Annotated in this window: 20 protein-coding genes; 6 read left to right on the top strand and 14 right to left on the bottom strand. The window is 57.7% G+C overall.

Annotated features, from left to right (window positions below):
* Window positions 1-89 precede the first annotated feature (89 nt).
* On the top strand, window positions 90-1,730 hold the full coding sequence (locus ACONT6_RS15950) for a sulfotransferase (protein WP_428819412.1): 1,641 nt from the start codon (window positions 90-92) through the stop codon (window positions 1,728-1,730).
* A 49-nt stretch (window positions 1,731-1,779) separates the two neighbouring features.
* On the opposite strand, the gene ACONT6_RS15945 is transcribed toward ACONT6_RS15950, so the two are convergent.
* Both ACONT6_RS15945 and ACONT6_RS15940 read right to left on the bottom strand, forming a co-directional pair.
* On the bottom strand, window positions 1,780-4,527 hold the full coding sequence (locus ACONT6_RS15945) for a M1 family aminopeptidase (protein WP_428819411.1): 2,748 nt from the start codon (window positions 4,525-4,527) through the stop codon (window positions 1,780-1,782).
* Window positions 4,528-4,825: 298 nt separating this feature from the next.
* A complete protein-coding gene (locus tag ACONT6_RS15940) occupies window positions 4,826-6,385 on the bottom strand; it encodes an alpha/beta fold hydrolase (RefSeq protein ID WP_428819410.1) in 1,560 nt (519 codons plus the stop codon).
* Between the two features lie 365 nt (window positions 6,386-6,750).
* Here ACONT6_RS15940 and ACONT6_RS15935 point away from each other — a divergent pair, with 365 nt between their 5' ends.
* Entirely contained in the window at window positions 6,751-8,331 is a 1,581-nt protein-coding gene (locus ACONT6_RS15935) for a hypothetical protein (RefSeq protein ID WP_428819409.1), read from the top strand.
* Between the two features lie 235 nt (window positions 8,332-8,566).
* On the opposite strand, the gene ACONT6_RS15930 is transcribed toward ACONT6_RS15935, so the two are convergent.
* The 12 genes from ACONT6_RS15930 to ACONT6_RS15875 all read right to left on the bottom strand — a co-directional run bounded on the left by ACONT6_RS15930 (window position 8,567) and on the right by ACONT6_RS15875 (window position 17,722).
* A complete protein-coding gene (locus tag ACONT6_RS15930) occupies window positions 8,567-9,748 on the bottom strand; it encodes a pectate lyase (RefSeq protein WP_428819408.1) in 1,182 nt (393 codons plus the stop codon).
* A gap of 281 nt (window positions 9,749-10,029) precedes the next feature.
* Entirely contained in the window at window positions 10,030-10,590 is a 561-nt protein-coding gene (locus ACONT6_RS15925; RefSeq protein ID WP_428819407.1) for a sugar O-acetyltransferase, read from the bottom strand.
* 6 nt (window positions 10,591-10,596) lie between these two features.
* A complete protein-coding gene (locus ACONT6_RS15920; protein WP_428819406.1) occupies window positions 10,597-11,082 on the bottom strand; it encodes an AraC family transcriptional regulator in 486 nt (161 codons plus the stop codon).
* Window positions 11,069-11,659 (bottom strand): DJ-1/PfpI family protein, encoded by a 591-nt coding sequence (locus ACONT6_RS15915; RefSeq protein ID WP_428819405.1) that lies wholly within the window; start codon window positions 11,657-11,659, stop codon window positions 11,069-11,071. The genes ACONT6_RS15920 and ACONT6_RS15915 overlap by 14 nt, the downstream gene beginning before the upstream one ends.
* A gap of 17 nt (window positions 11,660-11,676) precedes the next feature.
* Window positions 11,677-12,651, bottom strand: coding sequence for a hypothetical protein (locus ACONT6_RS15910; protein ID WP_428819404.1), 975 nt, complete (start codon window positions 12,649-12,651; stop codon window positions 11,677-11,679).
* 34 nt (window positions 12,652-12,685) lie between these two features.
* Entirely contained in the window at window positions 12,686-13,108 is a 423-nt protein-coding gene (locus tag ACONT6_RS15905; RefSeq protein ID WP_428819403.1) for a cupin domain-containing protein, read from the bottom strand.
* A gap of 99 nt (window positions 13,109-13,207) precedes the next feature.
* Complete coding sequence (locus tag ACONT6_RS15900) at window positions 13,208-13,543, bottom strand: DUF1294 domain-containing protein (protein ID WP_428819402.1); 336 nt, start codon at window positions 13,541-13,543, stop codon at window positions 13,208-13,210.
* Between the two features lie 32 nt (window positions 13,544-13,575).
* Window positions 13,576-14,067 (bottom strand): GNAT family N-acetyltransferase, encoded by a 492-nt coding sequence (locus ACONT6_RS15895; protein WP_428819401.1) that lies wholly within the window; start codon window positions 14,065-14,067, stop codon window positions 13,576-13,578.
* Window positions 14,064-14,651: an FMN-binding negative transcriptional regulator gene (locus tag ACONT6_RS15890; RefSeq protein WP_428819400.1), complete on the bottom strand. Its 588-nt coding sequence runs from the start codon at window positions 14,649-14,651 to the stop codon at window positions 14,064-14,066. The genes ACONT6_RS15895 and ACONT6_RS15890 overlap by 4 nt, the downstream gene beginning before the upstream one ends.
* Window positions 14,652-14,972: 321 nt before the next feature.
* The gene (locus ACONT6_RS15885; RefSeq protein ID WP_428819399.1) at window positions 14,973-16,295 is read right to left on the bottom strand and encodes a tetratricopeptide repeat protein; all 1,323 of its coding nucleotides are present in this window, start codon (window positions 16,293-16,295) and stop codon (window positions 14,973-14,975) included.
* Between the two features lie 98 nt (window positions 16,296-16,393).
* Window positions 16,394-16,693, bottom strand: a complete 300-nt coding sequence (locus tag ACONT6_RS15880; RefSeq protein ID WP_428819398.1) for a hypothetical protein — start codon at window positions 16,691-16,693, stop codon at window positions 16,394-16,396.
* Between the two features lie 81 nt (window positions 16,694-16,774).
* Window positions 16,775-17,722: a LysR family transcriptional regulator gene (locus tag ACONT6_RS15875; RefSeq protein WP_428819397.1), complete on the bottom strand. Its 948-nt coding sequence runs from the start codon at window positions 17,720-17,722 to the stop codon at window positions 16,775-16,777.
* Window positions 17,723-17,872: 150 nt separating this feature from the next.
* Here ACONT6_RS15875 and ACONT6_RS15870 point away from each other — a divergent pair, with 150 nt between their 5' ends.
* From ACONT6_RS15870 to ACONT6_RS15855, 4 genes are all read left to right on the top strand, one after another.
* Complete coding sequence (locus ACONT6_RS15870; RefSeq protein WP_428819396.1) at window positions 17,873-19,330, top strand: NAD-dependent succinate-semialdehyde dehydrogenase; 1,458 nt, start codon at window positions 17,873-17,875, stop codon at window positions 19,328-19,330.
* A gap of 176 nt (window positions 19,331-19,506) precedes the next feature.
* A complete protein-coding gene (locus tag ACONT6_RS15865; protein WP_428819395.1) occupies window positions 19,507-20,820 on the top strand; it encodes an aspartate aminotransferase family protein in 1,314 nt (437 codons plus the stop codon).
* Window positions 20,821-21,283: 463 nt separating this feature from the next.
* A complete protein-coding gene (locus ACONT6_RS15860; RefSeq protein ID WP_428819394.1) occupies window positions 21,284-22,069 on the top strand; it encodes a DUF6515 family protein in 786 nt (261 codons plus the stop codon).
* A 114-nt stretch (window positions 22,070-22,183) separates the two neighbouring features.
* Window positions 22,184-24,520 carry a mechanosensitive ion channel domain-containing protein gene (locus ACONT6_RS15855; RefSeq protein WP_428819393.1) on the top strand — a complete coding sequence of 779 codons (2,337 nt, stop codon included), beginning with the start codon at window positions 22,184-22,186 and terminating at the stop codon, window positions 24,518-24,520.
* Window positions 24,521-24,543: the final 23 nt, after the last annotated feature.

The following is a 24,543-nucleotide window of genomic DNA, read 5'->3' as shown; positions in this document are numbered from 1 at the left end:
GGCACTTAGCCGGCCTTTTGGCCGGCTTTTTTATTGGGGAGATATCGGTAAACTGGCCATTCAATTTTTCCGTTATAACAGCAGTGATTATGCAGCCGAAGATTGAATTTGGTTCTGAGCCAAGCAGTGAAGCGAAGCGAGCCTACACCAAGGCCCGTGAACTGTTTCGTATGGGCAAATTAGCTGCGGCGCGGGACGCTGCCGAGACGGTCATTGATTGTTCCCCGGGGTTTAGCAGTGGTCGGCGTTTGTATGCGGATATCCTGATCGGTTGCGGTCAGTTTTCCGCGGCGAGAGATCAGCTGCAACAGGCACTGGGGCTATTTCCCGACAGTGTCGAACGGCGTCGTCCGATACAGTTGCACCTGGCAACCGCTTTCGTGCGCGAGGGAGATTTGGCGGGTGCGCTGCGTGTACTTCAGTCTGCGGACTTCGCGCCAGTGGAACAGCTCGATCTGGCGTTGCTATCCCAACTGGGTTACCTGCTTACCTTGTGCGAATCTCACGGGAGTGCACTTCAGGCCTTTGAAGCCGCTCTGCGTGAACGGCCAGATGATCCGCTATTGTTGTTCAATTGCGCGGCGGCAAACCGCGCCATGGGCAAACTCGAGCGTGCCGAAGTATTGTATGACCGCGTGCTCGCGCTGAATCCGGATGACTGGGAGGCCTACAAAAATCGCTCGGATCTGCGCAAGCAGACGCCTGATCACAATCATGTGCGAGAGCTTCAGCAGCGACTGTCTCGAGCGGACCTTCCTCAGGTTGCGAAAGTACAACTGCATTTTGCGCTGGCGAAAGAGTATGAGGACCTCGGAGAGTATTCTGCGAGTTTCGATGCGCTGCAGCTTGGGTGCGGCGCGCGCAGGTCTGGCATTGATTACCAGTTGGATCGCGACCTCTCCGTGATGCAGGGCATTGCGGATGCGTTTGATAAAAATTTTCTGGATCAGCCATCGGTTCCCGAATCGATGGGGCAGGAAATCATTTTCATCCTCGGTATGCCGCGCACTGGCTCCACGCTTCTGGACCGCGTGCTTTGTGCCGCTGGCGATGTGGTTTCTGCGGGTGAGCCGGATACCTTTGCCCGCATGCTATTGCGTGAGGCACGCAGGGCCAGCGATGGCCGTGATGGACAGAATCCAATTCTTGATGCCGCCGAAAACCTGAATATTGCCGAGGTTGGTTCTGCCTATGTCCGACAGTTGAAAACGCGCGCGCAACTGGCTGGAGGCCGCCGGATCATCGACAAGAATCCGATGAATTTTCTCTATCTCGGCTGGATTGCCCGGGCGCTGCCCGGGGCGAAGATCATTCACTTGTGCAGGAACCCGATGGATACCTGCTTTGCCATTTATAAAACTCTGTTCAAAAGCGCCTATCCATTTTCCTATGATCAGGTAGAGATGGCGGAATATTACTGTGGCTACCGGAAGCTCATGCACCACTGGAAGCAGATATTTCCCGAGCGTGTGATCGACGTTCACTATGAGAGGCTGGTCGCTGAGTTGGCACGCGAGGGCCGGAACCTGTATCAGGCCTGTGATCTTGCCTGGAGCGATAGGATTCTTGATTCCTATTATCGGGACCATACGGGAACAGCCACAGCCAGTGCCGCTCAGGTCCGGCAGCCGGTCTACCTAACCTCCGTGAACAAGTGGCAACACTATGGCAAGGAACTGATACCGATGCAGGAAATCCTGCGGCGAGAGGGTGTCGATTTCGATGGGTGAGTATGAAAAAAATGGCAGCGGAAGCTGCCATTTTTATTGATAAGGAAAACTACTTTAAGCTTCCTACCAGTTCCTGCCCTTTATCTTTCAGTGCCACGCACAGGTTGATGCTCTCCTCGGTCTGCGACAGGGCGCGCTGGTAGCCCGGCACCAGTTTCTGTTGCTGGGTAAATAGCGCCTGAGCCTGCTTCAGTGTGTTGGCATCACAGAAGTTGGCGGCAAACCGCGGGGTGTTGCGTCGCCACTGTTCCGGGATCTTGGCAACTACTGCGCTGAAGTTGTGCTGCAGCCAGTCCCAGTTTTTTGCCTGCAGCGCCGGTTCAGCCAGGGCATTGCTGATCAGGCCGAAGGCTTCCCGTGCACCCATGTCATCGCTGAGTGCCAGTTGCTGGACGGTGTGCAGCAGCGCCGGGTCGGTCACGCGCCCCAGTGCATTGGCACTGGCGCTGTCGAACAGGGGATCGTCCAGTTCGCTGCGCACTTCAATCAGCTTCTCCACAAATGCCTTGCCGGAATCCTGCACCGCAACAGTCAGTGCGCTCTGGTAGAGATCCGAATTGAGCGCCTTGGGATCGCGGGACTGGTTAAAGCCGATAAATTTCTCCGCTTTCTGCTGTAGTAACTTGCGCGCATCCGCATCCTTGGCTTCCACCGCGAGGAAACCGAGCAGCTCGCTGTACAGCAGCTTGTTTTCATTGTCGCCGCTGTCTTGCAGGGACTTTACTTTCTCCCGGTAGAGCTTGGCGAGAAATGCCTGCCAGTTATCCCGCTGCTGTGGCTCCACATAGTGGTCCGCGTATTTGGCGAGATAGCCGAGCGGTGCTTCGACCACCTGGCGCTTGTCGGAGTTTGCGGACAGGCGCAACACTTCAAACAGCGTGTTCGATTTCAACTGCCCGGCTTCAAAAGCGGCGAAGGCACTGTCGATCACCGACAGCTGCTCGGTTGGCGCCAGTTCGGCAAATTGCGCGAGCAGGGCCTGCCATGACTTTTCATCCATGGAGAAACGGTAGTAGCCGCTGCCATTGGCGTTGGGCAGAACCCATTCCGGGCACTGGCCACCGGAAATGTCGATGACCTGTTCCTTTTCGGTCAGGAATTCGCACTGGGCAACGCCGGAGCTGCTGCGCATGCAGAACGGAATACTCCACTGCTGGCCGCTATCGGCGATAGGTGAGCCGAGCGGCTTGTAGCGCTGCTGCGTTATCCGCACCGCGGCGGCATCATCCTTGCTGCAATCCATGTTGACCTGCAGCAGCGGAACTCCTTTCTGCTCGACAAAACTCCGGAAGGTATCGGTGAGCTGCGGGCTGTTGGTCTCGTCACCGATGACCCTGTAGAAGTCCGGAGAATCAGCGACGCCGTCGGCAAAGGTTTCGATATAGCGGCCGAGTGCCGGGCGGAATGTCTCCGCGCCGAAGAATTCATCCACCATGTGGATCACGCCGAGGCTCTTGGCGTAGGTGATGGCATCGTAGGCGTTGCGGATATTGTTGTTATCCACGATGGGTTCGCGGATGGCACGGGTGCTGGCCAGTGAGTCCAGCTTCATTGCGCTGATAGCGCGCACCGCGGCGTTCAGGTCGTGACCGCCGTCTGGTTCCATCAGGGTGAGTACCAGCGGGGTGCCCCAGGTTGAGAAGCCCTCCTTCAGCCACAGGTCGTCCCACCAGGGTGGGGTAACCAGGTTGCCGAACCACATGTGGGCGATTTCATGGGCGTGTACCCCGAGCAGGGCCAGGCGCAGGCCGGGTGCCGGTTCGTCGCCCTCTACCAGGATGCGCTGCTCGCGGTAGGTGATGGCGGCGGAGAGTTCGGTGGCACCGCTGGGCCACTGGGGTGCGGCGACGATATCCAGTTTCTTGAACGGATAGGGACGCTGCAGCTGCTCTTCGAAAATACGCAGCATCTCGGGGGTGACGTCGAGGATGTACTTCAGGTCCTTGCCGCGGCCCTTGCGCGCAAAGCCGCGCAGGGGCAACTCGTGCTTGCGGTATTTGTTGGCGGGGATAGCCGGGCGCTCGACCACATCGAAGGGGCCCACCGCGAGGGACAGCAGGTAGGTGGGCATGGGGCGGGTCTGGGCGAAGGTGACCTTTTCCATACCGTCGCCGGCGTCGGTGCGGCTGGTTTCCGGCGCATTGCCAATGGCTTTGTAGCCTTTGGGAATGATGAGGCTGATGTCGTAGGTGGCCTTGAGCCCCGGCTCGTCGAAGCCGGGCAGGAAGCGGCGGGCCTGGATCGATTCGGATTTGGCCAGTGCGTAGGCCTCGCCTTTTTCTTCGACCTTGAACAGGCCGGCGAGGTTTTTATCAAACGGTGCCTGGTACTGGATGCGCAGGGTGATTTTTCCGGCGGGTACGCCGCCGGCAAAGTCCACGCGCACGACGCCGCTTTCAAGCATTTGCCGGTAGTGGGCGGAGACCGGGGCTTCTTTTCCCGGGACCAGGGCTTTGATATCGGTGACGTCGATATTGTTGCCGTGCATCCAGATGTGGTCGGTGGCTTCGTCGATCTCTATGTCGATTTCTACCTGTCCGCCGAACTGTTCCTGACGCGGGTCCAGGTTCAGGTCGAGGCGATAGGCGGTGGGGCGCACGCCGTCGGGGAGTTTGCCGGCGGGTGGCTGCTCTTCGACGCTGGGTTCGGGTGCTTGTGCGGCGGTTTCATTGGCGGCCGCTTGTTCACTGGCGGTGGACTGCACTGCGGGTTTGTCTGCGGTGGTTTTATTGTCGGGTCCGCAGGCGGTGAGGAGCATCAGTCCGGCAAGTAGCGCCGGAAGGGAAAGAATTCGCATGGTCAATCTTTGCTTTGGAATGGTTGGTTCGCTGGTCTTTCCTATTGTAGCGGGTTGGGTGGGGTGATTTGCAGGGTGGGTGGGGTAGGATGAGCCCGCTGCCAGCTCAGTGGCTCTTTTTACAAGTACTTTGTAGCGGGCACCGTGGCGGCCAGGCACCGGGTATTGGTTTTCAAAACCGCTGTGAATACTTCCCTGTACGCTGCGTCGGCGACGTCCCTGTCGCCGACGCTTTTGAAAACCAATACCCAGCACCCGGCCTTACCCTGTTACTTCAGTGCCTTGTTCCCGCGACGGATTACAAATGTGGAATTGTCAGCACCGACTGCTTGCTGCTGCGATAAGGCACTTCAATTTCATAATTCCTGTCTTCAAGCTTCTGGTAAATCGCGCCCTCGGTATCGATCGCGAGTGTCACCACATGCCCCGGTGGTACGTCGTAGGACGTTGTGAAGAGTTCCATGGAGATTTTCTGTGTCTGGCCCACCTGTGCGTTGCGCAGGGTGAGAGGCGCGTGAGTGATGAGGCGCCCGAGGCCGAGTGGGCCGGTGTCGTAGAGGTGTACCTGGAGTTGCACTTCGGGCTTGCTGGGTTTTATCCACATCTCCAGTTTCGGGGTGCCGCGGATTTTGAAGGTGCTCCAGTGTACCGGCGAGTTGTATTCGATGGCGTAGTAGCCGTTGATGCCGGTCATGTTGGTGTACACAGGGATGCCGAAGCCTTCAAGGGCATCGGAGATCACGGGAATGCCAGTGCCGGCTTTGGTGTCGGCGCCGCCGTGGAAGTCGTTGCTCCAGTTCCAGCCGCTGTAAGGGCTGGTTTTCATGCTGGCGTTGTTGAAGTAGCTAAACCTGGGGTGCAGGTGATAGCGGGTTTGTTTGTCGGTTACCGGGAAGTCGGCGAACTGTTCGATTTCGTTGCTGATGCGCACGGTCATGTCGACCTTGGGTTCGCTGTCGATACCGTTGGCGTCGCCCTTGAGGTAATGGTCGAACCAGCGGAAAGTGGTGGCCCAGATGTGGCCGTTGTTACCGCCGAGGGTTTCGGTGACGGCGTGGGTACCTGGGTTTAGTAGCAGTTTTTTGGGGCCGTCCAGCAGGCTGTAGAGCTGGGTCATGCTGTTGGGCTTGAACAGGTAGTCGGCGAAGTTGTTGGACATGAGCACGGCGGTGCCGTTGCTGTTCAGGTCGGGCACGTAGGAGAGTGCGGATCGGGGTGCGGCGAATTCCTTTACGTCCTCGATGTTTTCGGTGGCGCGCAGGTTGGCCCAGATGGTGTCCACTTCCGGATCGAGGTTGAACGCGGTGGTGGTGAGGATGGTGCCCCACACCAGGTTGACGGTGTTGCCCGGGTAGAGTCCTTCAATAACGTCGGACCAGCCAGACAGGGCGGCGACGGCATCGACGCGCGGATCCTGTGCCGCGGTGAGTAGCGAGATGCCGGCGCCATAGGAGATACCGGCCATCCCCAGCTTGTCTACCGGGTAGTTGGCTTCCAGCCAGTCGATCAATACGCTGGCGTCGGCGATAGAGTTGTCACCGGCTACGTCTACCAGGCCTCCTGACGTGCCAAAGCCGCGGGTAGAGTAGCTCATCACCAGGTAGCCGTTGTCGGCAAGCGCTGCGGCCTGCAGCAGGTACTGATGCTTGTCGAGCACCCAGCTGTTGGTGAACAGTACTGTGGGGTAGCCGCCGGCAGGCGCGGGTGTTTCCGGGATAAACAGGTTGGCGTCGATCTGTGTACCGTCGAAGCTGGTGATGTCGAGGTCGGCAATAAAGGTGGGGTCGGCCTGGCTGGTGGGGGTGAATGCGGTGCACAGGGCACCGGCCAGCAGCGCCGGCAGGACGAAAGTCTTCATGGTTTTCTCTCTGTATTTATTTTCTTTATTTACAGCAGCATCGCTCCGGCCGACCCTTTAAGGCCGACCGGATTTCCGAGTCTAGGGGGCTGGTCGGGCGAGAGAACCCCGACATTTTGTGACTGTGAATGATTTATCAGTCAGTGGCGTATAGCTAAACGTAGAACTTTAGAGTCATCTTGTGACTACGGATTGCCGCCTGGTTCAGGAAAATTCGTGACCGGCTTATGCTCAGGGTGAATTACAGGTTCTCCTTTAAGATTGTTCTTTTTTTATACAGTGAAAACCGGTATTGTGGTTTTTCGCGCAAGGTTGTTTAAAAAACAGCCAGTTGCACATTCAGCGAAACCACAGGTGGCCCGAATATGTTTTCACGATTCATTGCTTCCATAGTCATATTTTCCAGCGCATTACTGTTTGCAGGTAAAACGCTGGCAGATAACCTGGCGGCAGACACCTGGTACGAAATTGACAGCGCTAACTTTCGCATCGTCACCAACGGTGACCCGGCGGCCGTGCGCTCTCTGGCGGAAGATCTGGAGCGCTACCGCGCGGTGGCTCTGAGCCTGCTGGGCGCAAACGATGATGGCGCCAAACTGACCATCTACGCTGCTGCCGACCGCGAAAGCTACGCGGGACTGGTGGGCGACGATCTGTCCGAGCTGACCAACGGCCTGTTCGATACCACCGCCGAGGGTAGCTATGCTCTGGTGAACCTGGACGGCCGCACCGGTGAGCGTCAGCTGGAAGCGCGGGAATTCCTGTTCCACGAATACACCCACTTCCTGAGCTATAACGGCACCACCACGCACTACCCCTACTGGTACAGCGAAGGTTTCGCGGAATTCATGTCCACCATGACCTTTGGTCCCGGCCGCGCTTACCAGATTGGTGCTATCCCCGGTGAGCGCGCCATGACCCTGCTGTACACCGCACCGGTGCCCCTGCAGGAGCTGCTGCGCGCTACGGTGCACAACACACCGGATGAAGAAAAAGGTCGCGTGTATGCCAGCGGCTGGATGCTGGCCCACTGGATTGTCATGAAGAGTGGCAAGACCGAAGAGTTCAAGCAGTTCGTCAAGGATTACAACAACGGTGCCGACCCGGTTGAGGCGCTGAGCAAAAACCTGGGCATGTCGATCGGTGAGATCGAGAAGGTGTACAACGCACAGTTCCAGGACGGTCGCTTTGACATGGCCCGTGGCGAGGTACCGGCTAACTTCAAGTCTGTGCGTCCCAAGGTAAAGGCAATGAGCGGCCAGCAAACCGTGGTTGAACTCGCGCGCTTCCTGGTGAAGTCCGGCTACAACCTCGCCAGCCTGGAACCGATGGTGAAGTACGCCGAGCGCAACGACTTTTACACACCCGAACTGACTGCGGTTCGCGCCGATGCGGCTACTCGTGTGGGTGATTTTGACAGCGCTGTCCATTTGCTGGCGCGTGTGCCGCCGTCTGATCGCAACAACTTCTGGTACCAGAAAGCCCAGGCGTGGTTGTGGCTGAATCGGGAAATCAGTTCCTTCGGTGGCGACCGCAGCAAGGAAATGCTGAAAAAGGCCCGCGACCAGTTTGTGAATCTGGTGAACAACCACGCAGACCAGGCGATGAACTGGTACGGCCTGGCCATCACCATGGAAATGCTGGGATACCCGAAAAAGCAGTATGTGGAAATGCTCGAGCAGGCCTACCTGCGTGCACCCCGCGAACTGCATATCGCCCAGTGGATGGCGCAGGAACTGTACAACCAGAAAGACGCGGAGTATTTCGCGCAGGTGGCTCAGCCGCTGATGCTGGAGTTGACCAGCGAGGCCGAGTACAACCAGATGAAAAATATGCTCGCGGAGCTGAAGCCGTCCAAGGCTGACAACGCGAAAATCCAGGGCAATGCGATGGTGAAGAATAAGACGCATGCGTCTTCGGGTACTGCCGCCAAGGCAACACCTTGATAGCAAGCCATTTAACCCGCCGATTGGTGGGGTAGTTTGAGGGGAGCCTGGCTCCCCTTTTTTATTGCCGCTTTATAGTTCGTAAAGCTCCAGCGGCAGTCCATCCGGATCGCTGAAAAAGGTAAAGCATTTACCGGTGTATGCATCCACCCGTACCGGCTCAACCTCTTTTCGCTGGAGAAGGGAAAGACCGGGCGGGATGCCCGGTCTCGAAAATCCAACGCTGTGCGGGTTATCAGAGCCCGCTTACATCGGAAGGGGAAACATCGCAGTTGTAGGTATTCCAGTACTCGCCGTACTTTGTGGACGAGCTGCCTTTCTGTACTCCCTGGTATTCCTCGCAGACTTTAGGGCTACCGGAGCTGTAGTCCTTGATGCGCAGGTTTCTGATGGTGGCCACATCACCGTAGTTGCGGTTCACACCGGCAATGGAGCCGATTTCACCATCGATATTTACATCGTAGACCAGCAGGTTGCGCGGTCCACCATTGTCGGTGCAGTTGCCACAGGAGCGCCAAAGCTTGCCGTTTTCGCCAAATGCGGTAAAGCCGCCACCGACAATGGTGGTGCTGTTTTTGGAGTTGTGCTGGAAGATTTTGTCCGGCTTGCCGCCGTAACCGCCGCTTGCGGAGTTGTAAACGTGGCCGCCGACGATGGTCATGGTTCCGCCCTCGGATTTGTTGGTGGCCGCATCCTCACAGATATCATGCCACTGCACATCCGCCAGGGTGCAGTTGCCGGCGGTGCAGTGGATGCCGTCGGATCCGCCGTTGGCCGCCAGTTTCACATTGCGGATGGAAGAGTTGTGCAGGGTGAGCACTGGCGGTTGGCTCTCGCTGTCACCGGAGCAGCTGAGACCAATGGTCTTGCCGCCACAGTCTACAAAGCGGTGGGTGAGTGTTGCACCGGCATAACACTCACTGGAGCTGCCGACTCTCTGCAGCGTCCAAAGCTGTCCCGGGCCACCCCAGTAGTTATACAGGCGGGCATCTGCGCCGGCATACATGCTCACGCCCCACACATCGATAGCCTTGCCACTGAACTTGGAGATGATGGAGTAGTAGCCATCGCCCTGATAGTCGATCCACCAGCGCTGGTTATCTGCGCCATTATAGGTCCACTGCCGTACTTCCGCGCCGTCGTCCGCGTTCCACTCCCACACGTCCAGAGACTTGTTACTGTGCACCGGGCGAATGGAGTAGCTGCCATCACCCAGCTGGGTGATATCAAACTGCTGGTTGTTGTAACCCAGGGTAAACCAGGTCATCACGTTGGCGCCGTCTGAGGTGTCGAAACTGTCGACGTCCAGGGCGTTGCCGTTGAGTTTGGAGACGATGACATACCTGCCATTGTCCAGTGCCGACGCATTGGCGCATAACAGCACCAATGCAATTGAGAAAAAGATTCTTCTCATCATCTAGTTCCTTGTCTTATTTAATTATTTTGGGTTGGAGCGCATCGAGGACGATGCGCCTTCACTGTTGTGAAGCCGCGAGACTTCAAACGACAACCTGACATCGGAATACAGATGTGATGGGAGGCTACAGCGCGTTACAGGCAGCTATGTACCGCGGAGCACATCCGCGGACGCAGGATTCTAACTAATATTGTATTTTTGTACGATAAAAGAGGGGGCGGAAAGTGGCGGGTTTTTCAGCGCAGGGCTGGGTTTGTGAGAATACGTTTGCAGAATCGGACCTAAATGGTACGGATTACCTTCGCTGGATTACCGGCAATGACCACGTTATCGCCAAAGCTTTTGGTAACGACGGCACCGGAAGCGACCACAACATTGTTGCCTAGTGTCACGCCCGGATTGATCACCGCCATTCCGCCGATCCAGCAGTCGTTACCGATGGTGATCGGTTGGGCGTATTCCAACCCACTGCGCCTTTCCACCGGATCGAGCGGATGTGTTGCGGTGTAAATACCCACCTGTGGCGCGAGCATACAGTTGTCGCCAAAACGCACTTCGGCAACATCCAGAATCACGCAACTGAAATTGGCAAAAAAGTTTTCACCCACATGGATGTTTTCACCGTAGTCGCAGTGGAATGGCGATTCGATATGCGGGTTCTCACCGGCTGAACCGAGCAGGCTTCGCAGCAGTGCAGCGCGGCGCTCGGGCTGTTGTTGGCTGGTGCAGTTGAGTTCCTCACTCAGTTGTCGCGCGCGCAAGCGGCGTTCCACCAGTTCCGGGTCCGCCGGACTGTACATTTCTCCAGCGAGCATCTTTTGCTTTTCAGACAATTTGTTCATCGCCAATTACTTCTCGCGCAGGGGCATATAGACGTCGGTAATCATATCCTCTTCCCGGATATCCGGGCCGACGTTCACGTAGTGAAAAATAATCGGATAGTCCGCCACCTGCTCGTCGCTACGAGGCAGCCACTCGCGATACAGATAGTCCGCAGTGGTTACCCGATGGCGTGATCCCAGGTGTCGTGCCCGTGCGCAGCGCAACTGTGGAATCACCTTGCTAACAACACCGAATGTATTGGGCGCGATGTCGCCTTCAAACGATACGCACAGGTCCACCCGGTACTCCGCAGGCGGCACCGCGGAAGGATCGTTATAGTGCAGCCCGTAGCTGCGATGCTCGTGCGATGGCGGCAAGCCGGTGGCTTTGCGCCAGGCCACCAGGCGCATAATGGACTCGTGTTCCCGCTCCGGTGGTCCCAAGTGCTCGACCATGGCCACCGGGGTTTGTGGGAAGGTTACGATCTCTACCTGCATCTCAGTCCTCAGCATTGTGTCGCCAGTCGAATTCCATTTGCCGTGCGGTGCGCTCTGCCAGCGCCACGGAAGCGAGCCGTGCAACAAGATGCAGGCTCATGTCGATGCCCGCGGAAATGCCGCCGGAGGTAACGATCTGGCCCTGGTCTACCCAGCGCTGCTGTTCGATCACCGCCACATCCGGGTAGCCGGATTTGAGCTCCGGAATATCTTCCCAGTGTGTGGTCGCAGAAAGACCTCGCAACAGCCCGGCCTCGGCCAGAACGAATGCTCCGGTGCACACCGACGCCACCAGCTGGGCGTTCCGGGCGATGTGTGCAACCCAGTCGGTAACCGCAGTATTTTTCATGACTTCCGTATGCACACCGCCGGCAACGATCAGAACGTCCAATGGCGGGTGGTCGTACATCGTGCAGCGCGGGTTTACGCTGTATCCGCCGCGTGCAGCAACAGGATCCAGGGTTTCCGCGATCAGCAGCGGTACAAATGGTTCCCCGATGCTCGACAAGCGATTCGCGGTAGAAAACACCTCGAACGGCCCGGAGAAGTCGAGGACCTCGGCATCCGGGTAAATGAAAATTCCGATATTCATAGGCGGTGTTATTTCCCTCAGGCAAGCTTCAGGTTGGCATCGGCACGGCTCATCCGGTCGTGCAGGGATTGAACCTCGCGGGTCTTCATGATGGTGCTGCCACTGCCGAGGGTGCGCACAAAGCGGCAGGCAGAAAATGCATCTGCCAGCTTGTTGTAATTCTTTACCCACAGCGCGCGTGCCGGCATGCGTTCGCTGCGGATCGGCCATACCCCGGGGCGTGGCCCCAGTCGCTCCATACCAATGCGCCAGGGTTTGGGACTGACTCTGGCGCGGAAGCAATGCTGGTTGTTACACATGCGGACATACAGGGGGTCCGCATTTAGGTCATGCAGCAACTGGGTTGCTTCCTCACTGCCGGGCTCGAAGGTCTGGTGCATGGCCAGTACGCGAAAGCCCATGGGCGTGCGGTAGAGTCGCAAGTGTGCCTGCGGGTGCTTGTTGGCGTAGTCCTCGATGATTCCGAGTGCGCGCTCTTCTGCGCCGCCCTTGAAGCGGACATAGAGGCGATGCAGAAATTCGCTGATAACGGAGGTGAGCGACATGCCTAGAACCGCAAAAACCAGCAACATCCACCAGGACTGATACCAGTAAGCCGCAACTGCACCGCCGGCAAGCAGAGCGATCAATACGGCGCGAATCAGTGTGCCCGGCGGCGAGGTATCCAGATCAATATCGGCAAACAGTACGTCCGGCGTGTTCAGGCACAGGGCGCCGTAGGTATTGCGGGTGATGACGATGTCGCCTTGCTTTTCGATGATTTCCTCGCGGATCGGCAGGCCCTCGGCGCCGTTGTAAGCCACCTTGTGATCGATGCGTCGCACCTTCTCGCCACGCTCCGCACGCGCCATCGCTTCTTTAGCCCGTTCGTCTGCGTGGGCCTGTGCAGCAGCTTCACTCTCGTCCGACCAGCCAAAGCGCTTGATGGTCACCTGCGAGCCGTTAATGCGTTCGCGTAATTTTGCTTCCGCCCAGTATTCCGGCACGATCATCGTCTTGCTCCCTCTGTTGTTATGCTGGTTCTGATCAGTGCGTGCACAGTGTGTGATCCGAATCGCTGCCAGCCATCACGGTTGTGGGAATACCCTCGGCGCCAGCATAGAAGACGATAATTTCCGCATCGCCATTTACCGCGGTACCCCGGTGCAGAGTTTTCAGTACCTCGACTGCGGACTCGCCTTGCTTTAGCAGCGTTTTATTGCCGTCTTTGGTCTCCACCTGCACATCGCCCTTGAGGATATATCCCATGGTGGGAACCGGGTGGCAATGGAACGGCGAAGTCTTGCCGGCGGGAATGCGCAGTTTTTCGGAGGTGATCTGTGCCTGTCCGTCGGGGTATACCAACTGCTCGCCGGCCCAGGTGGTGGAAGTTTGCAGTAGTTGATTGCCAAAACAGCTGGCACTGCAGGTAAGTGCGAGGGCAAGTGCGGAGAGAGTCCTGATTTTCATGATGCGTTCCTTCGTAATGGGGCGTCAAGCGAGTGCAGTATTATTCAGTGTACGCTTTTGATGAACTAACGGTTGTTAAGCGGAAGTAAGCCGGTCAAGTCACAGGGTTTCATTGATCCAGCTGGCCAGAGTTGAAATATCGCCAACATAAAACCAGCCCACTATGACGAGATTCACACATACACTGCACCAGAAAAGAAAGCGGAATGGCTGTTTACGAGTCTTGTGCCGGAAAAGCTGCTGGCCCGCCAGTGCACCGGGCCAGCCGCCCAGGACAGAAAATATATGTAGTGTGCGCTCTCGGATGCGACGGCGACCAGAACGTGCTGCAGATTTATCAAAGTAATACAGCGTAAAAGTACTGAGACTGAGTGCTACATAGATTGCCGCCACAAGTAATGCGGAATTTTCGGCGAGCGTATTCAAAACATACATAATATTTCTGCCGGGAAAAATTTCACCTGTACTCAGATCTCCACCTCGGTGCGATAGATGGTCATGCCGCGCGCTTGATAATTGGCGAGTGCCCCTTCGTGGTCGAGGGTACACGTGTGTACCCACACGCGTTTACACGGCGCCCAGTCCCATGCTTCCCGCAGTGCCCGGCTGAGCAGATGTCCGCCAAATCCGCGGCCGATAAAGCGCGGCGCTAGCCCAAAGTAGGCGATCTGTACGTCGCCATTGGCCTCTTTCTCCAGCTCAAAATAACCGGCGATTGTGCCGCGGTAGTAGGCCACCCAGGTGCGCAGTGCATCGCGTTCCGCATAGTCCTGCCAGGTCTCGTCGGACTCTTTCAGTTTGTCATTCCATTGCCAGGGCTCGCCCACCAGCTGGTACAGATAGCGGTTGAATCGAAACTCCTTTTCTTCGGCTTCCACTACCGACAGCCCTGCAGGGCAGGGCTTGGCATTCAGTTGGGTGCGGTCGCTCATTTCCAGATAGTAAGTGGTAACGCTCAAGGTGTACTCCATTGTTCAATGGCTTCGGCCATGGCAGTTTCCCCTTCCGCCTGCAGTGCTTCCACCACGCGCTGTCGGTCTTCTGTTGGCCGGTTCTGGCTTAACTTGTATTTTCCCTGAATTTCGGTGATTTCAATTTCCACACCGACAATCGCGCGCAGCATTTTCGGAGCGTATTCCGGCTGCCAGGGATTTTCGGCACCGGCCTCGTATTTTTCAGAAAGCTGGTTGACAAACGACATCAATCGATCTTCATCACTGAATGTGCGGGCGGTTCCATAGACGTGTACCGACTGATAGTTCCATGTTGGAACACCCGGTGAGTGATACCAGCGTGGCGAGATATACGCATGGGGACCGTTGAAGACGATTAGTACCTGTTGCTCATCGATGGAGTCCAGTTGCGGATTCTGACGGGCCAGGTGGCATAGCAGGCGTTCCCCATCCTGCGACAGCAAGAATGGTAAATGGGTGGCCTCGGGGCGATCGTTGTGACTGGAGATCAACTGGCCGAAGGCATTGCGTTTCATAAACCGCAACAGCTCCTGCCGGTCTGAGATGGCAAAGTGTTTGGGGGTGTACATTGTTGTGAACTTCCTATGTCTCAACGTTCGTGTAGAAGCGGTGCTTCGGCATAAGCCTACCACTGCGCTTCGCTCTCCTTCAGCTTGTCCGGGCAGGGTTTACCTTTTACCTGACCGGGTTTCGGCAGCTCGAGGTAATAGATGGAAAGGCGCAAGGTTGCGCTCCTGTCCCACCTGGATAAAGGCGAGGTCCGGCATTTTAGAGGGTGCGCCGGGCGGGGTAAAACCCGGCAAGGTGAGTTTGCGAGGATTAACTGGGCGCAGGAGGTAGCGAGGGAGTCTTGCCGGTGCCGTACTTGCTGGCAGCACCGCGGCGATACACTATCTGGGCAGCTGTGTGGCGCGCAACAGTGTTGCCAACTGCATCGGGCTATCCGGTTTTTGCGCCAGCCGTTCGTTGGTGAATGCTTCCGCGAGGGCGCGTTCACCGCTGCGTATGGCGGCTTCTGCGAGCGTCCAGTCGATGATGTCGCGCTGCGCATGGCTACCACCAAACTGCTGGAATATATAGCGAGCGCCGTGCAGGTGTTGCACGGCCTCAGCATAGCGACCGCGCGCGAAGGCAGTAAACCCTTCTATCAGTGGCAGGCCGGTCTGGTAGGCCCAGCGTTCCACATCGTTTCGTGAATCTGCTTGTTCGCGCAGCTTATTGATGACCGCATCCACCTGCTCGGATTGTCCGGCGCCGAGGTAGGCCATCACCGCATGCCAGTCATTGAACGGGTAGGTATGCCCATCGGCGAGGGGTAGCCAGCAACCGGCAACCTCTTTGCAGCGTGAGGTTACGTCCACCTCCAGCATCCACAGGCGCCACAGCAGTGCTGAAGCATCCACCAGATCCAGTGCCATGGAGCTGGAATCGGCGCGTACCTTTTGATCGTAGAGCGCGGTCGCTTGGTCAATCTCTTCAAGATCCAGGTGAAACAGTGCCCGGTGCCACCAGTTGTGAACCTTGAAAAAATTTTCCCTGCCAGCCCAGAACGGCTCCCGGGATTCCATCCATGCGATACCGTCCTTGGCGCGACCCTGCATTTCCAGCACGTGCGTCACCGCGTGATGTGCCCAACAATCGAAGGGTTCCAGATCTATAGCGCGGTGGCCGTATTCTTCCGCGCGGGCATATTCAGCGCACTCCTCGAGTCCGAACGCATACATGCCGAGGAGCAGGGAATAACCGGGAATCTCGGCGGACCAGTGCGGTAACACCCGCGCGATTCGATCTCGCAGATTGCGGCCGTTGGTACGGTAAAAGTCCATCAGGTGACCGCACTGGATAGCGACCAGATCGTGCGGGTAGCGTGCATTGTGAAAATCGAGATGTTCTGCGGCAGCGTGCCAATTGCCGGCGATTAGCTGCTGTAGTGCAACAGCATGTGAAGCTTCCCGGTCACTCATAGGGAGTTTGCGGGCAGTGTCGAGTACCGCGCGCGCGGCCTGTGTTGCCTCCGGCTCAGTGGCCGTGGCGTACATATACGCTTGTAGCAGGAGGGCCATAACGAATTCTGGTGCTTGCGCGATGGCTTGCTCCAGATACGGAAACGGGTCTTCACTATACAGGTTGAATGCCCGCATCCCTTTTTCATAGAGATCAGCGGTATCTGCCGTGGTGCCAGTCAGCGGGTTGCCTTGCGTATCTTTCAACATGGGTTGACCTTTCGGGGCGGAGCTTGTCGGAAAGGTTAGTCCATCCACGGCGGCGCCGATTGCTCACGGCGCTACAAGGGTTCTCGGCCTTTTCTCTGTCAACTTCTTCGTGTAAACGCCGGCGTATCGTAAATGCTGTAGTCGGTTTCCTCGTAAATCCAGGAAACCGGCGCGCTCAGCTTTCGCTCCTGAATGGACTTGTGAAATATACGCATATGCGTATTTTCCATAATTGTATTGAGTTCACTGCGATTACAGAGCCCCAAAAACACCCCGGCTTGCATAAACCCCTGAAGGCGATGGCGCTCTATCTCCGGTATGGGGTGGCCACTTTTGGATGCCTTGAATGCAAACGTAAAGCGGCGCTCCACTTCGTTTAGAAAGTTTTCCCTGTTCATTTTTCCGGTTCCCGTTTCGCGGTCGTAGGTATTCCTTGAAATTTTCAGTTTGCCTGGTCTTCGTTCCGTTCTGTCCTGTGGTTACCCCTTTACCACCAGAAGCTCCAGGAATAGTTGTACTGCGGGTTGTTCCGCTGCGCTGCTCTTGAACGTCAGGGCATTCTGTATCTGATAGCGGAACCTGTCGGGGTTAAGTGTAATCAGTTGCCCTCGTTCAACATATTCTTCCGCCAGGTATGCCGGTAAAAAACCGATGAATTTGCCGGATAAGATCATCGCCAGCCGTGCGGCCATATGGTTGGCAATGCTCTTGTGTGGGAACAGTCTGTACAGGTGCGCAGCCCCTGACAGGACGGCGTGATCGGGTGCGGCAAGTTCCTGCTGGGTGATTATCTCTTCATCGGTTTCAGGCAGGCGTGCGCACGGATGGCTGGCGGAGGTGTAGAGTAGAGACTGGTGGCTGAAGAGGGGGTGATAGCTGAGGCCGGGGCGACGGGAGTGCAGGGGGTTGATACCGACATCCGCGCGGCCGCCGAGGATTTCCAGTTCCAGTTCCTGGGGCGCGGCTAGTTTGATTTCCAGTTGTAGCTGGGGTGCGCGGTCTCGCAAATGGGCGATGGTGGCGGGCATGTCCAGCTGGGGCATGGCGAGCATGTCGTCGGGTAGGACAATTCGCAATTGTCCGGTGAGCTGTGACTGGATGGCGTTGACCTGGCTTCTGAAGCTGGCCAGATGCCCGTCCAGTTCTTCGATAGCCTGGTAGAGCGCTTCGCCCTCGGGGGTCAGTTTGAAATCGGCACGGCCCCGGGAGCGAATACACAGCTGCATACCGAGTCGCGTTTCCAGGTCCGAAAGGTACACGCTGATGGTTGAGCGGCTGATGTTGAGCGCCACTTCCGCTGCGGCCAGCCCACCCGCGCGCACCACTTCGCGGAAGACACGCAGCAAGCGCAGGTCCATATCGCTGAAGCGGCCGGAGAAGGCATGTTTGGCGGTCTGTCTGGGGCCGGGCTTTTTTGCAGGGGCCATACTGGTCACCGGTTGCGGAGGTCTGCGTTCAGGTTAAATGAAAGTTTGAAAAACGTAAATTTTAGTTTCACAGAATCTACTATTCTTAACCCGACTACGGGTCCAGAATCGAGCTGTTGACCGATTTTGCATGATCTGTAGGAATATTCGATGGAACTGAACGCTTCTGTACAAAACCTGGCCTTGTTGAAAACCCAAAACTTTGTCGCCGGTGAGTGGCGAGATGGCGAGAGCAAGTTGGCGGTTACTGACCCCGCAAATGGCTCTGTGCTGGCGGAAATCGCCGATGGCAGTGCCGCTGATGCGGAGCAGGCAGTCGCCGCCGCCCATGGAGCTTTTCCCGAATGGAGCCGCAAGACCGCCGGCGAGCGTGCCGCGGTGCTGAAGCGCTGGTACCAGCTGATTGTGGAAAACCGTGAAGATCTGGCGCGGATCCTGACACTGGAACAGGGCAAGCCGCTGGCGGAGGCGCTGGGGGAGATCGATTACGGCGCCTCCTACATCGAGTGGTACGCGGAGGAGTGTCGTCGCGCCTACGGCCAGACGATCCCAACCCACAATCCGGCGATGCGCCTGCACACCATCCGCCAGCCGGTGGGTGTGGTCACCTGTATTACGCCGTGGAATTTCCCCAATGCAATGATTACCCGCAAGGCGGCACCCGCGCTGGCGGCGGGTTGTCCGGTGGTGATCAAGCCGGCGTCGGAAACGCCGCTGTCGGCGCTGGCGCTGTGTGCGCTTGCGGAGCAGGCCGGGTTGCCGGCGGGTACCCTGAATGTGGTGGTGGGCACGGACTCTGCTGCCATCGGCAAGGTGCTGACCCAGGACCCGCGCGTGGCGAAGTTCACCTTTACCGGCTCCACTCCGGTAGGCAAGCTGTTGATGGCCCAGTGCGCGAGCACCGTCAAAAAGATGTCCATGGAGCTGGGCGGCAATGCGCCGTTTATCGTGTTCGACGATGCGGACATTGATGTGGCCGTGACTGCCTGTATTGCCACAAAGATGCGCAACGCGGGCCAGACTTGTGTGTCTACAAACCGGATCTATGTGCACGAGTCGGTGCACGATGTATTTGTGGATAAGTTGCGCGTGCAGATGGAAAAGTTGCAGCCGGGGCATGGCCTGGAACAGGGAACTACATTTGGTCCGCTGATTTTCCGCCGTGCGGTGGATCGGGTACACGGTCTGGTTGAAGAGGCGGTGGCCAACGGGGCGCGCCTTCTGCTGGGTGGTGACTTCCTGCCCAATGGCGAGAACTATTACGCGCCGACGCTGCTGGTGGATGTGCACGATGATATACGCATCGCACAGGAGGAAATTTTCGGTCCGCTGGCGGTGGTGCAGAAGTTCCGCGATGAAGATGACGTGATTCAGCGCGCCAATAATACGCCGTTCGGGTTGGCGGCGTATGTGATGAGTGAAAACATTCGTCGGGCGAATCGAGTGGTGGAGGCACTGGAGTACGGAATGGTGGCCTGTAATGCGGGCGTCTTCTCTACCACCGTCGCGCCGTTTGGCGGCTGCAAGGAATCCGGTATCGGCCGTGAGGGCGGCGTCGAGGGAATGGCCGAGTTTTACGAAACCAAGTACTGCTGCTACGGCGCGTAACCTATAGGTAGGAGCCTGCCTGCAGGCGAACCCCTGGGGGTTCTTTTAAATCTCGCCCAGTGGCGGCAAAGCACTGGGCTTCCCTTTTCGAAAAGGGAATCCCAGCACTTTGCCTTAGCATCGAAATTATTTACTACGTTAGAAAGACTCTAATTTTTTTAGACTCGGAGAAAACCATGTCCGAACTGAACACCAACGCATTCTGGATGCCCTTTACCCCTAACCGCACCTTCAAGGCAGCGCCGCGTATCGTCGAGCGCGCGGAGGGGATTTACCTGTTTGAAAAGTCCGGTCGCAAGATCATCGATGCCACCGCCGGACTCTGGTGTTCCAATGCGGGACACTGTCGCACGGAAATTGCCGATGCAATTCACCAGCAGGCGCAGAAGCTGGATTACAGCTCTATTTTTAATTTCGGCCACGAGCTGAGCTTTGAATACGCGGAGCGTCTGGTGCAGTACACGCCGGACGGTCTGAACAAGGTGTTTTTTGGTAACTCCGGTTCCGAGGCAGTGGAGTCGGCGCTGAAGATTGCGCTGCAGTACCAGCGCGCGCGGGGCAAGGGTTCGCGCACGATGTTTATCGGTCGCGAGAAGGGCTATCACGGGGTGAACTTCGGCGGTATTTCCGTGGGTGGTATTGCGCCGAACTACCAGTCCTTTGGCCAGCCGGTTAAGGCCAATCACATGCGCCACACGCTGGATATCGAGCGCAATGCATTCAGCCGCGGCTTGCCCGAGCACGGTGTGGAGCTGGCGGAGGATCTCGAGCGGCTGGTGGCGTTCCACGGGGCGGATCAGATTGCGGCGGTGATTGTCGAGCCGTTCTCCGGCGCCGGTGGGGTGGTGTTGCCGCCCAAGGGTTACCTGAAGCGTCTGCGCGAGATCTGTGACCAGCACGATCTGCTGTTGATTTTTGACGAGGTGATTTCCGGCTGGGGCCGCACCGGTTCTCCGTTCGCGTCTCAGGAATTCGATGTAACGCCGGATATGATCACGTCAGCCAAGGGCATTACCAATGCCACCGTGCCCCTGGGTGCGGTATTTGTGAATGACAAGATCTACAACACGGTGGTGGATGCTGCCGGCGAGGGTATGGTGGAGTTTTTCCACGGATATACCTACTCCGCGCATCCGGTGGCCTGTGCGGCTGGTATGGCGACGCTGGATATCTACGATCGCGAGGGACTACTGACCCGCGCGTCCGGCGATATCGGCAGCTACTGGGAGAATGCCCTGCACTCCCTGGCGGATCTCGACAATGTGATCGATGTGCGCAATTACGGTCTGGTCGGTGCCATTGAGCTGCGGGCGCCGGAAGGTCTCAAGGGCAAGTTCGGCGGCAAGGCGTCGGCGATGGCCTGGGAGGCGGGTGTGATGGCGCGCGGGATTGGCGATGCGCTGTGTATGTCCCCGCCGCTGATCATCGAGACCCACGAGATCGATAGCATCGTGAGTACGCTGCGCGAGGTGATCTCCGGGTTGCGTTGACCATAATCCCGCAGCGGGTTCTGTGCGCGCTGCGGGAGGCATAAAACGGGAATAAAACTGTTCGGTCGGTCTGCATGCCTAAGGTGGGATATCGTCGTTCGCACCTTACACTTAAGGGGTAGTCGGCCGAGCAGCAAAAGCGCGGGGCTGTGATGGTCTGTGCGCTCTGCTGTGTTCGCCGGTCAGTATGGGAGAGCGGCGCAGCCGGCTACCAAGCGCACGCGGCCTCTGCCCGTATCGCCTCAGTTGCGACGGGCGGGGGTCGCGTGCAGCTATTTGATCGCAATTGAACTTTACTTTGAGTATTTCAAGTTAATCGGGTGGGGCCTTCGGTGCGCGTATGTGTGTGCGCCGGATTGTGTAGCTTGCGAGGCAGCCCATGCTCCGATTCCGCTCTCACCTTTCCCGACAATTCCCTTCCCGACAACTCCCTATCGCTTCCGCGGCGAACGGCAGTCCTCACGTGCGACTACTGTGCAGGGCTTGCTGTGCACTGCTGTTGATGCCTCCTGTCGCGACCCAGGCCCAGGATACGGGGCTGTCCAGCGCGGAGCCGCCGGAGGAGTACCGGCGCGATCCCAATCGTCAACGCCAGTTGCCGGCGGGCGCCAGCCGGATCACCCTGAGCGGCAATATTTACTATTACCAGGGCGGGTATTTCTATCGCAAGGAGGATGACGGTTACCTGCGGGTGGAGCCTCCGCTGGGCGCGGAACTGACATTTCTGCCGTATGGCAGTACCGGGTTCGAAATTGATGGGCGGCGCTTTTTCCTCAGCGGCACCGGCACCTTCTACCGCTATGAGCCCAAGCGACGCAGTTATGTCGTGACGACGCCGCCCTATGAATGGCGGCGCTACTACAACGGGGATCTTGTTGGTGCCTACGAAGACCGCCTTTACGGTTATCCGGACAAAGACCTGGATGACCTGCGCGACCGCTCCGGTATTCCCCGCGCCTATCCCCCCGATGCGCTAGACCCCAGCGCAACGGACGGCGGGGGGGTGCCGTTGTTCGAGGCGGAGGGTTACCGTGATCGCCGCCGAAGCTCCCAGCGTCCCTACGCCAACGTGCGCCCACCGTACGATGCCAGTGGCGAGCGCTACGACAATCGCGCGCTGGCGGAGTCCGCCTGTCGTCAGGATGCATCGGATGCCGCACGCCGGGGCAGCACCCTGCAGGATCAGAGACTGCGCATTTACCAGCGGGAGTATCGCGACTGTATCCAGCGTTACGACCGGCGGCGCTAAGGCCGTTTTCCTGTCATCTACACTGATACAGATGCGCGCTCAGCGCAGGTTGTCCGCTGCGGTGCCTGAAGTCGGCATCGCCTGCGATCCAGATGTACAGGGACTGTCTCGGGCATGGGAGCTATCGGCGCCGCTTTTTTCCTGCGTTTCTCGCAATTCCCCCGTTCTGCGGCAATAACTCTGCGCGCGTTTCTGGCATGCCTGTGCCTGTTGTGTTTGTTGTTCCCCGCGCTGGCCACGGCGCAACTTCCCACCCAAAAGCCGAATGAATTTACTCCGGTTATTCCCGATTTCAATCAACTCGCGGCGGACTGGTGGACCCAGTGGCCGGAGGCCACCCATGAGCAGCGCACTGCATGGCTGGATGAGGTGGAAAAGGCGTGGCAGGACTGGCGCACTACCTTGCCGGAAGAGGCGCAGCTCGCCGAAGAAGTCAAACTCATCGACAGGCGTTTCAACAGTATTCGAAAGATCTGGAAAAAACGCGATGAATTGAAAAAAGTCAGCGTACTGCCAGATGTCACCTTTCCGAAAAAACCCACTGTACTGCAGTGGGCCGATTCGGATGCGGCGGTAACCCGCGGCAGGCAGCGTTTTGCCGGCATGAGGCTGGAAAAGTCACAGATGGACGAGGGGGTGAGTCTGTCACTGACCCGCCTGCGGGATACGGTAGGGAAACTGCGCGACAAGAATCGCGCGGATGCCAAGCATCTGAAGGCCACGGTGGATGTCTTCCTGGCTCAGCTCAGCCATCTGCAGGTGCTCGAAGAGCAGAGCGTGGTCAATGAGCAGATCGCCGCCTGGGATGAAGAGCTGACATATGCCGACGCTGAGCTCACGCGAATGTTGAAAGAGCTGCAGTACAGCGAGGAGGTGGTGCAGAAGCTGGGGGAAGCCCGCAGCAAAGAAAAAACCAATCTGGAAGAGCTGACGCGGGAGCGCAATGAATCCCGCAACCTGATATTTGAAAGCTCCGATGCCGCCGTCACCATGGAGCAGCAGATCCAGCTGATGAATTACAGTGTGGAGGCACTGGAAAACCGCCTGCAACTGCGCAAGCAGGAATTGCTGCTTGCCATCAACAATGTGCTGGATCCCGTCGGTGACAAGCAGAAGCTATCGGCGAGCAAGGATCTGGTGAACAATGCGGAAACCGTCCACGATAACCTCACTCGCCAGCTCAACGTGCGCCAGCGCCAGATCGTCGCCTGGGTGGGCGAAGACAGCCAGGCGATGCGCAAGTGGTGGAGCCAGTTTGAAAAGGTCGACAGTGGGTTAGGTCGCGTGCGCGACCTGCTGGATGATATACAGCGCTACGAAAACGCCCAGTTGTATGTCTACCAGCGTCAGCAGGGCTGGTGGCGGACCATGGGGGATCGGCTGCTGCTGCAATTCCGGAATCTGCGCACCAGCTGGCGCAACCTGGCCAATTTCGAATTGTTTGCCATCAGTGAGCAGCCGATCACGCTGAAAGATATCGCCCAGATGGTCCTGGTGATCATCGTCGCCTGGGCCTGCTCGCGTTTGCTCAACTGGATCTTGCGGCGCATGGTGCGCAAAAACCGCACCAGTGAACAGGGAGCCTACACCCTGTGGCGAATCCTCAATTACTGCATTGTGCTGATCACCTTCGTGATTATCCTCACCATGGTGGGGCTGGATACTTCCAAACTGACACTGATCGCCGGTGCCCTTTCTGTGGGTATTGGCTTTGGCATGCAGGCGATTTTTTCCAATTTTATTTCCGGCATCATTCTGTTGTTCGAGCAGCCGCTGCGGGTTGGGGATCTGGTAGAGCTGGAATCCGGGGTGTTCGGGCGTATCCGCGATATCAATGTGCGCTCCACCCGGATCACTACCCGCGACAATGTGGATATCCTGGTGCCCAACTCCGAATTCGTCACCGGGCGGGTAACCAACCACACCCTGGAAGACCCGGTGCGCCGCATCCACGTGATATTCGGGGTGGCTTACGGTACTGACCCGGAAGTGGTGCGGGAGGCGGCCATGGAGGCAGCGGAGCGCGTGCCGGTGACCTACAGCAACTGGCAGCGAAAGACCGAAGTGTGGCTCACCGGCTTCGGCGACAGTTCACTGGATTTCAAGCTGGTGGTGTGGGTCAACAGCAACGCGGTGTCATCCCTCGGCGATCTCAATGCGCTGTACAACATTGAGTTACTGCGGGAGTTCAACCAGCGGGGAATCGAGATTCCCTTCCCGCAACGGGACCTGCATGTGCGCAGTTGGGGAGATGCCGAGGCTGCGCTCGGAGATGCACCTGGAGATGCTTCCGGGGGCGGCAGCGCTCCACAGGGCTCCGCACACGACCCGGCGACGGAGCGCCGCGGCTCCGCGGGTATCGAAGACTGGTCCGCGGATGGTGATACGGACGGCGACGGTGGCGGTGAGGGATCGGGAGGGGGTGACGACGGCGGATCGCCCGGTCACTGACGTCTTTTTTCGCATTCTGGCCC

It is taken from the genome of Microbulbifer sp. MCCC 1A16149, from assembly GCF_050368945.1.
Classification (GTDB): domain Bacteria; phylum Pseudomonadota; class Gammaproteobacteria; order Pseudomonadales; family Cellvibrionaceae; genus Microbulbifer.
The sequence above is the reverse complement of the archived record's forward strand: the minus strand, read 5'-3'. Positions and strand labels throughout refer to the sequence as shown.

What these genes read in the sequence shown, in the direction of transcription:
- ACONT6_RS15915 (WP_428819405.1), bottom strand. Translation starts at nt 11,659, where the DNA reads ATGAATATCGGAATTTTCATTTACCCGGATGCCGAGGTCCTCGACTTC.
- ACONT6_RS15925 (WP_428819407.1), bottom strand. Translation starts at nt 10,590, where the DNA reads ATGAACAAATTGTCTGAAAAGCAAAAGATGCTCGCTGGAGAAATGTAC.
- ACONT6_RS15910 (WP_428819404.1), bottom strand. Translation starts at nt 12,651, where the DNA reads ATGATCGTGCCGGAATACTGGGCGGAAGCAAAATTACGCGAACGCATT.
- ACONT6_RS15890 (WP_428819400.1), bottom strand. Translation starts at nt 14,651, where the DNA reads ATGTACACCCCCAAACACTTTGCCATCTCAGACCGGCAGGAGCTGTTG.
- ACONT6_RS15865 (WP_428819395.1), top strand. Translation starts at nt 19,507, where the DNA reads ATGTCCGAACTGAACACCAACGCATTCTGGATGCCCTTTACCCCTAAC.
- ACONT6_RS15940 (WP_428819410.1), bottom strand. Translation starts at nt 6,385, where the DNA reads ATGAAGACTTTCGTCCTGCCGGCGCTGCTGGCCGGTGCCCTGTGCACC.
- ACONT6_RS15885 (WP_428819399.1), bottom strand. Translation starts at nt 16,295, where the DNA reads ATGTTGAAAGATACGCAAGGCAACCCGCTGACTGGCACCACGGCAGAT.
- ACONT6_RS15880 (WP_428819398.1), bottom strand. Translation starts at nt 16,693, where the DNA reads ATGAACAGGGAAAACTTTCTAAACGAAGTGGAGCGCCGCTTTACGTTT.
- ACONT6_RS15950 (WP_428819412.1), top strand. Translation starts at nt 90, where the DNA reads ATGCAGCCGAAGATTGAATTTGGTTCTGAGCCAAGCAGTGAAGCGAAG.
- ACONT6_RS15855 (WP_428819393.1), top strand. Translation starts at nt 22,184, where the DNA reads ATGGGAGCTATCGGCGCCGCTTTTTTCCTGCGTTTCTCGCAATTCCCC.
- ACONT6_RS15900 (WP_428819402.1), bottom strand. Translation starts at nt 13,543, where the DNA reads ATGTATGTTTTGAATACGCTCGCCGAAAATTCCGCATTACTTGTGGCG.
- ACONT6_RS15920 (WP_428819406.1), bottom strand. Translation starts at nt 11,082, where the DNA reads ATGCTGAGGACTGAGATGCAGGTAGAGATCGTAACCTTCCCACAAACC.
- ACONT6_RS15905 (WP_428819403.1), bottom strand. Translation starts at nt 13,108, where the DNA reads ATGAAAATCAGGACTCTCTCCGCACTTGCCCTCGCACTTACCTGCAGT.
- ACONT6_RS15870 (WP_428819396.1), top strand. Translation starts at nt 17,873, where the DNA reads ATGGAACTGAACGCTTCTGTACAAAACCTGGCCTTGTTGAAAACCCAA.
- ACONT6_RS15935 (WP_428819409.1), top strand. Translation starts at nt 6,751, where the DNA reads ATGTTTTCACGATTCATTGCTTCCATAGTCATATTTTCCAGCGCATTA.
- ACONT6_RS15875 (WP_428819397.1), bottom strand. Translation starts at nt 17,722, where the DNA reads ATGGCCCCTGCAAAAAAGCCCGGCCCCAGACAGACCGCCAAACATGCC.
- ACONT6_RS15930 (WP_428819408.1), bottom strand. Translation starts at nt 9,748, where the DNA reads ATGATGAGAAGAATCTTTTTCTCAATTGCATTGGTGCTGTTATGCGCC.
- ACONT6_RS15945 (WP_428819411.1), bottom strand. Translation starts at nt 4,527, where the DNA reads ATGCGAATTCTTTCCCTTCCGGCGCTACTTGCCGGACTGATGCTCCTC.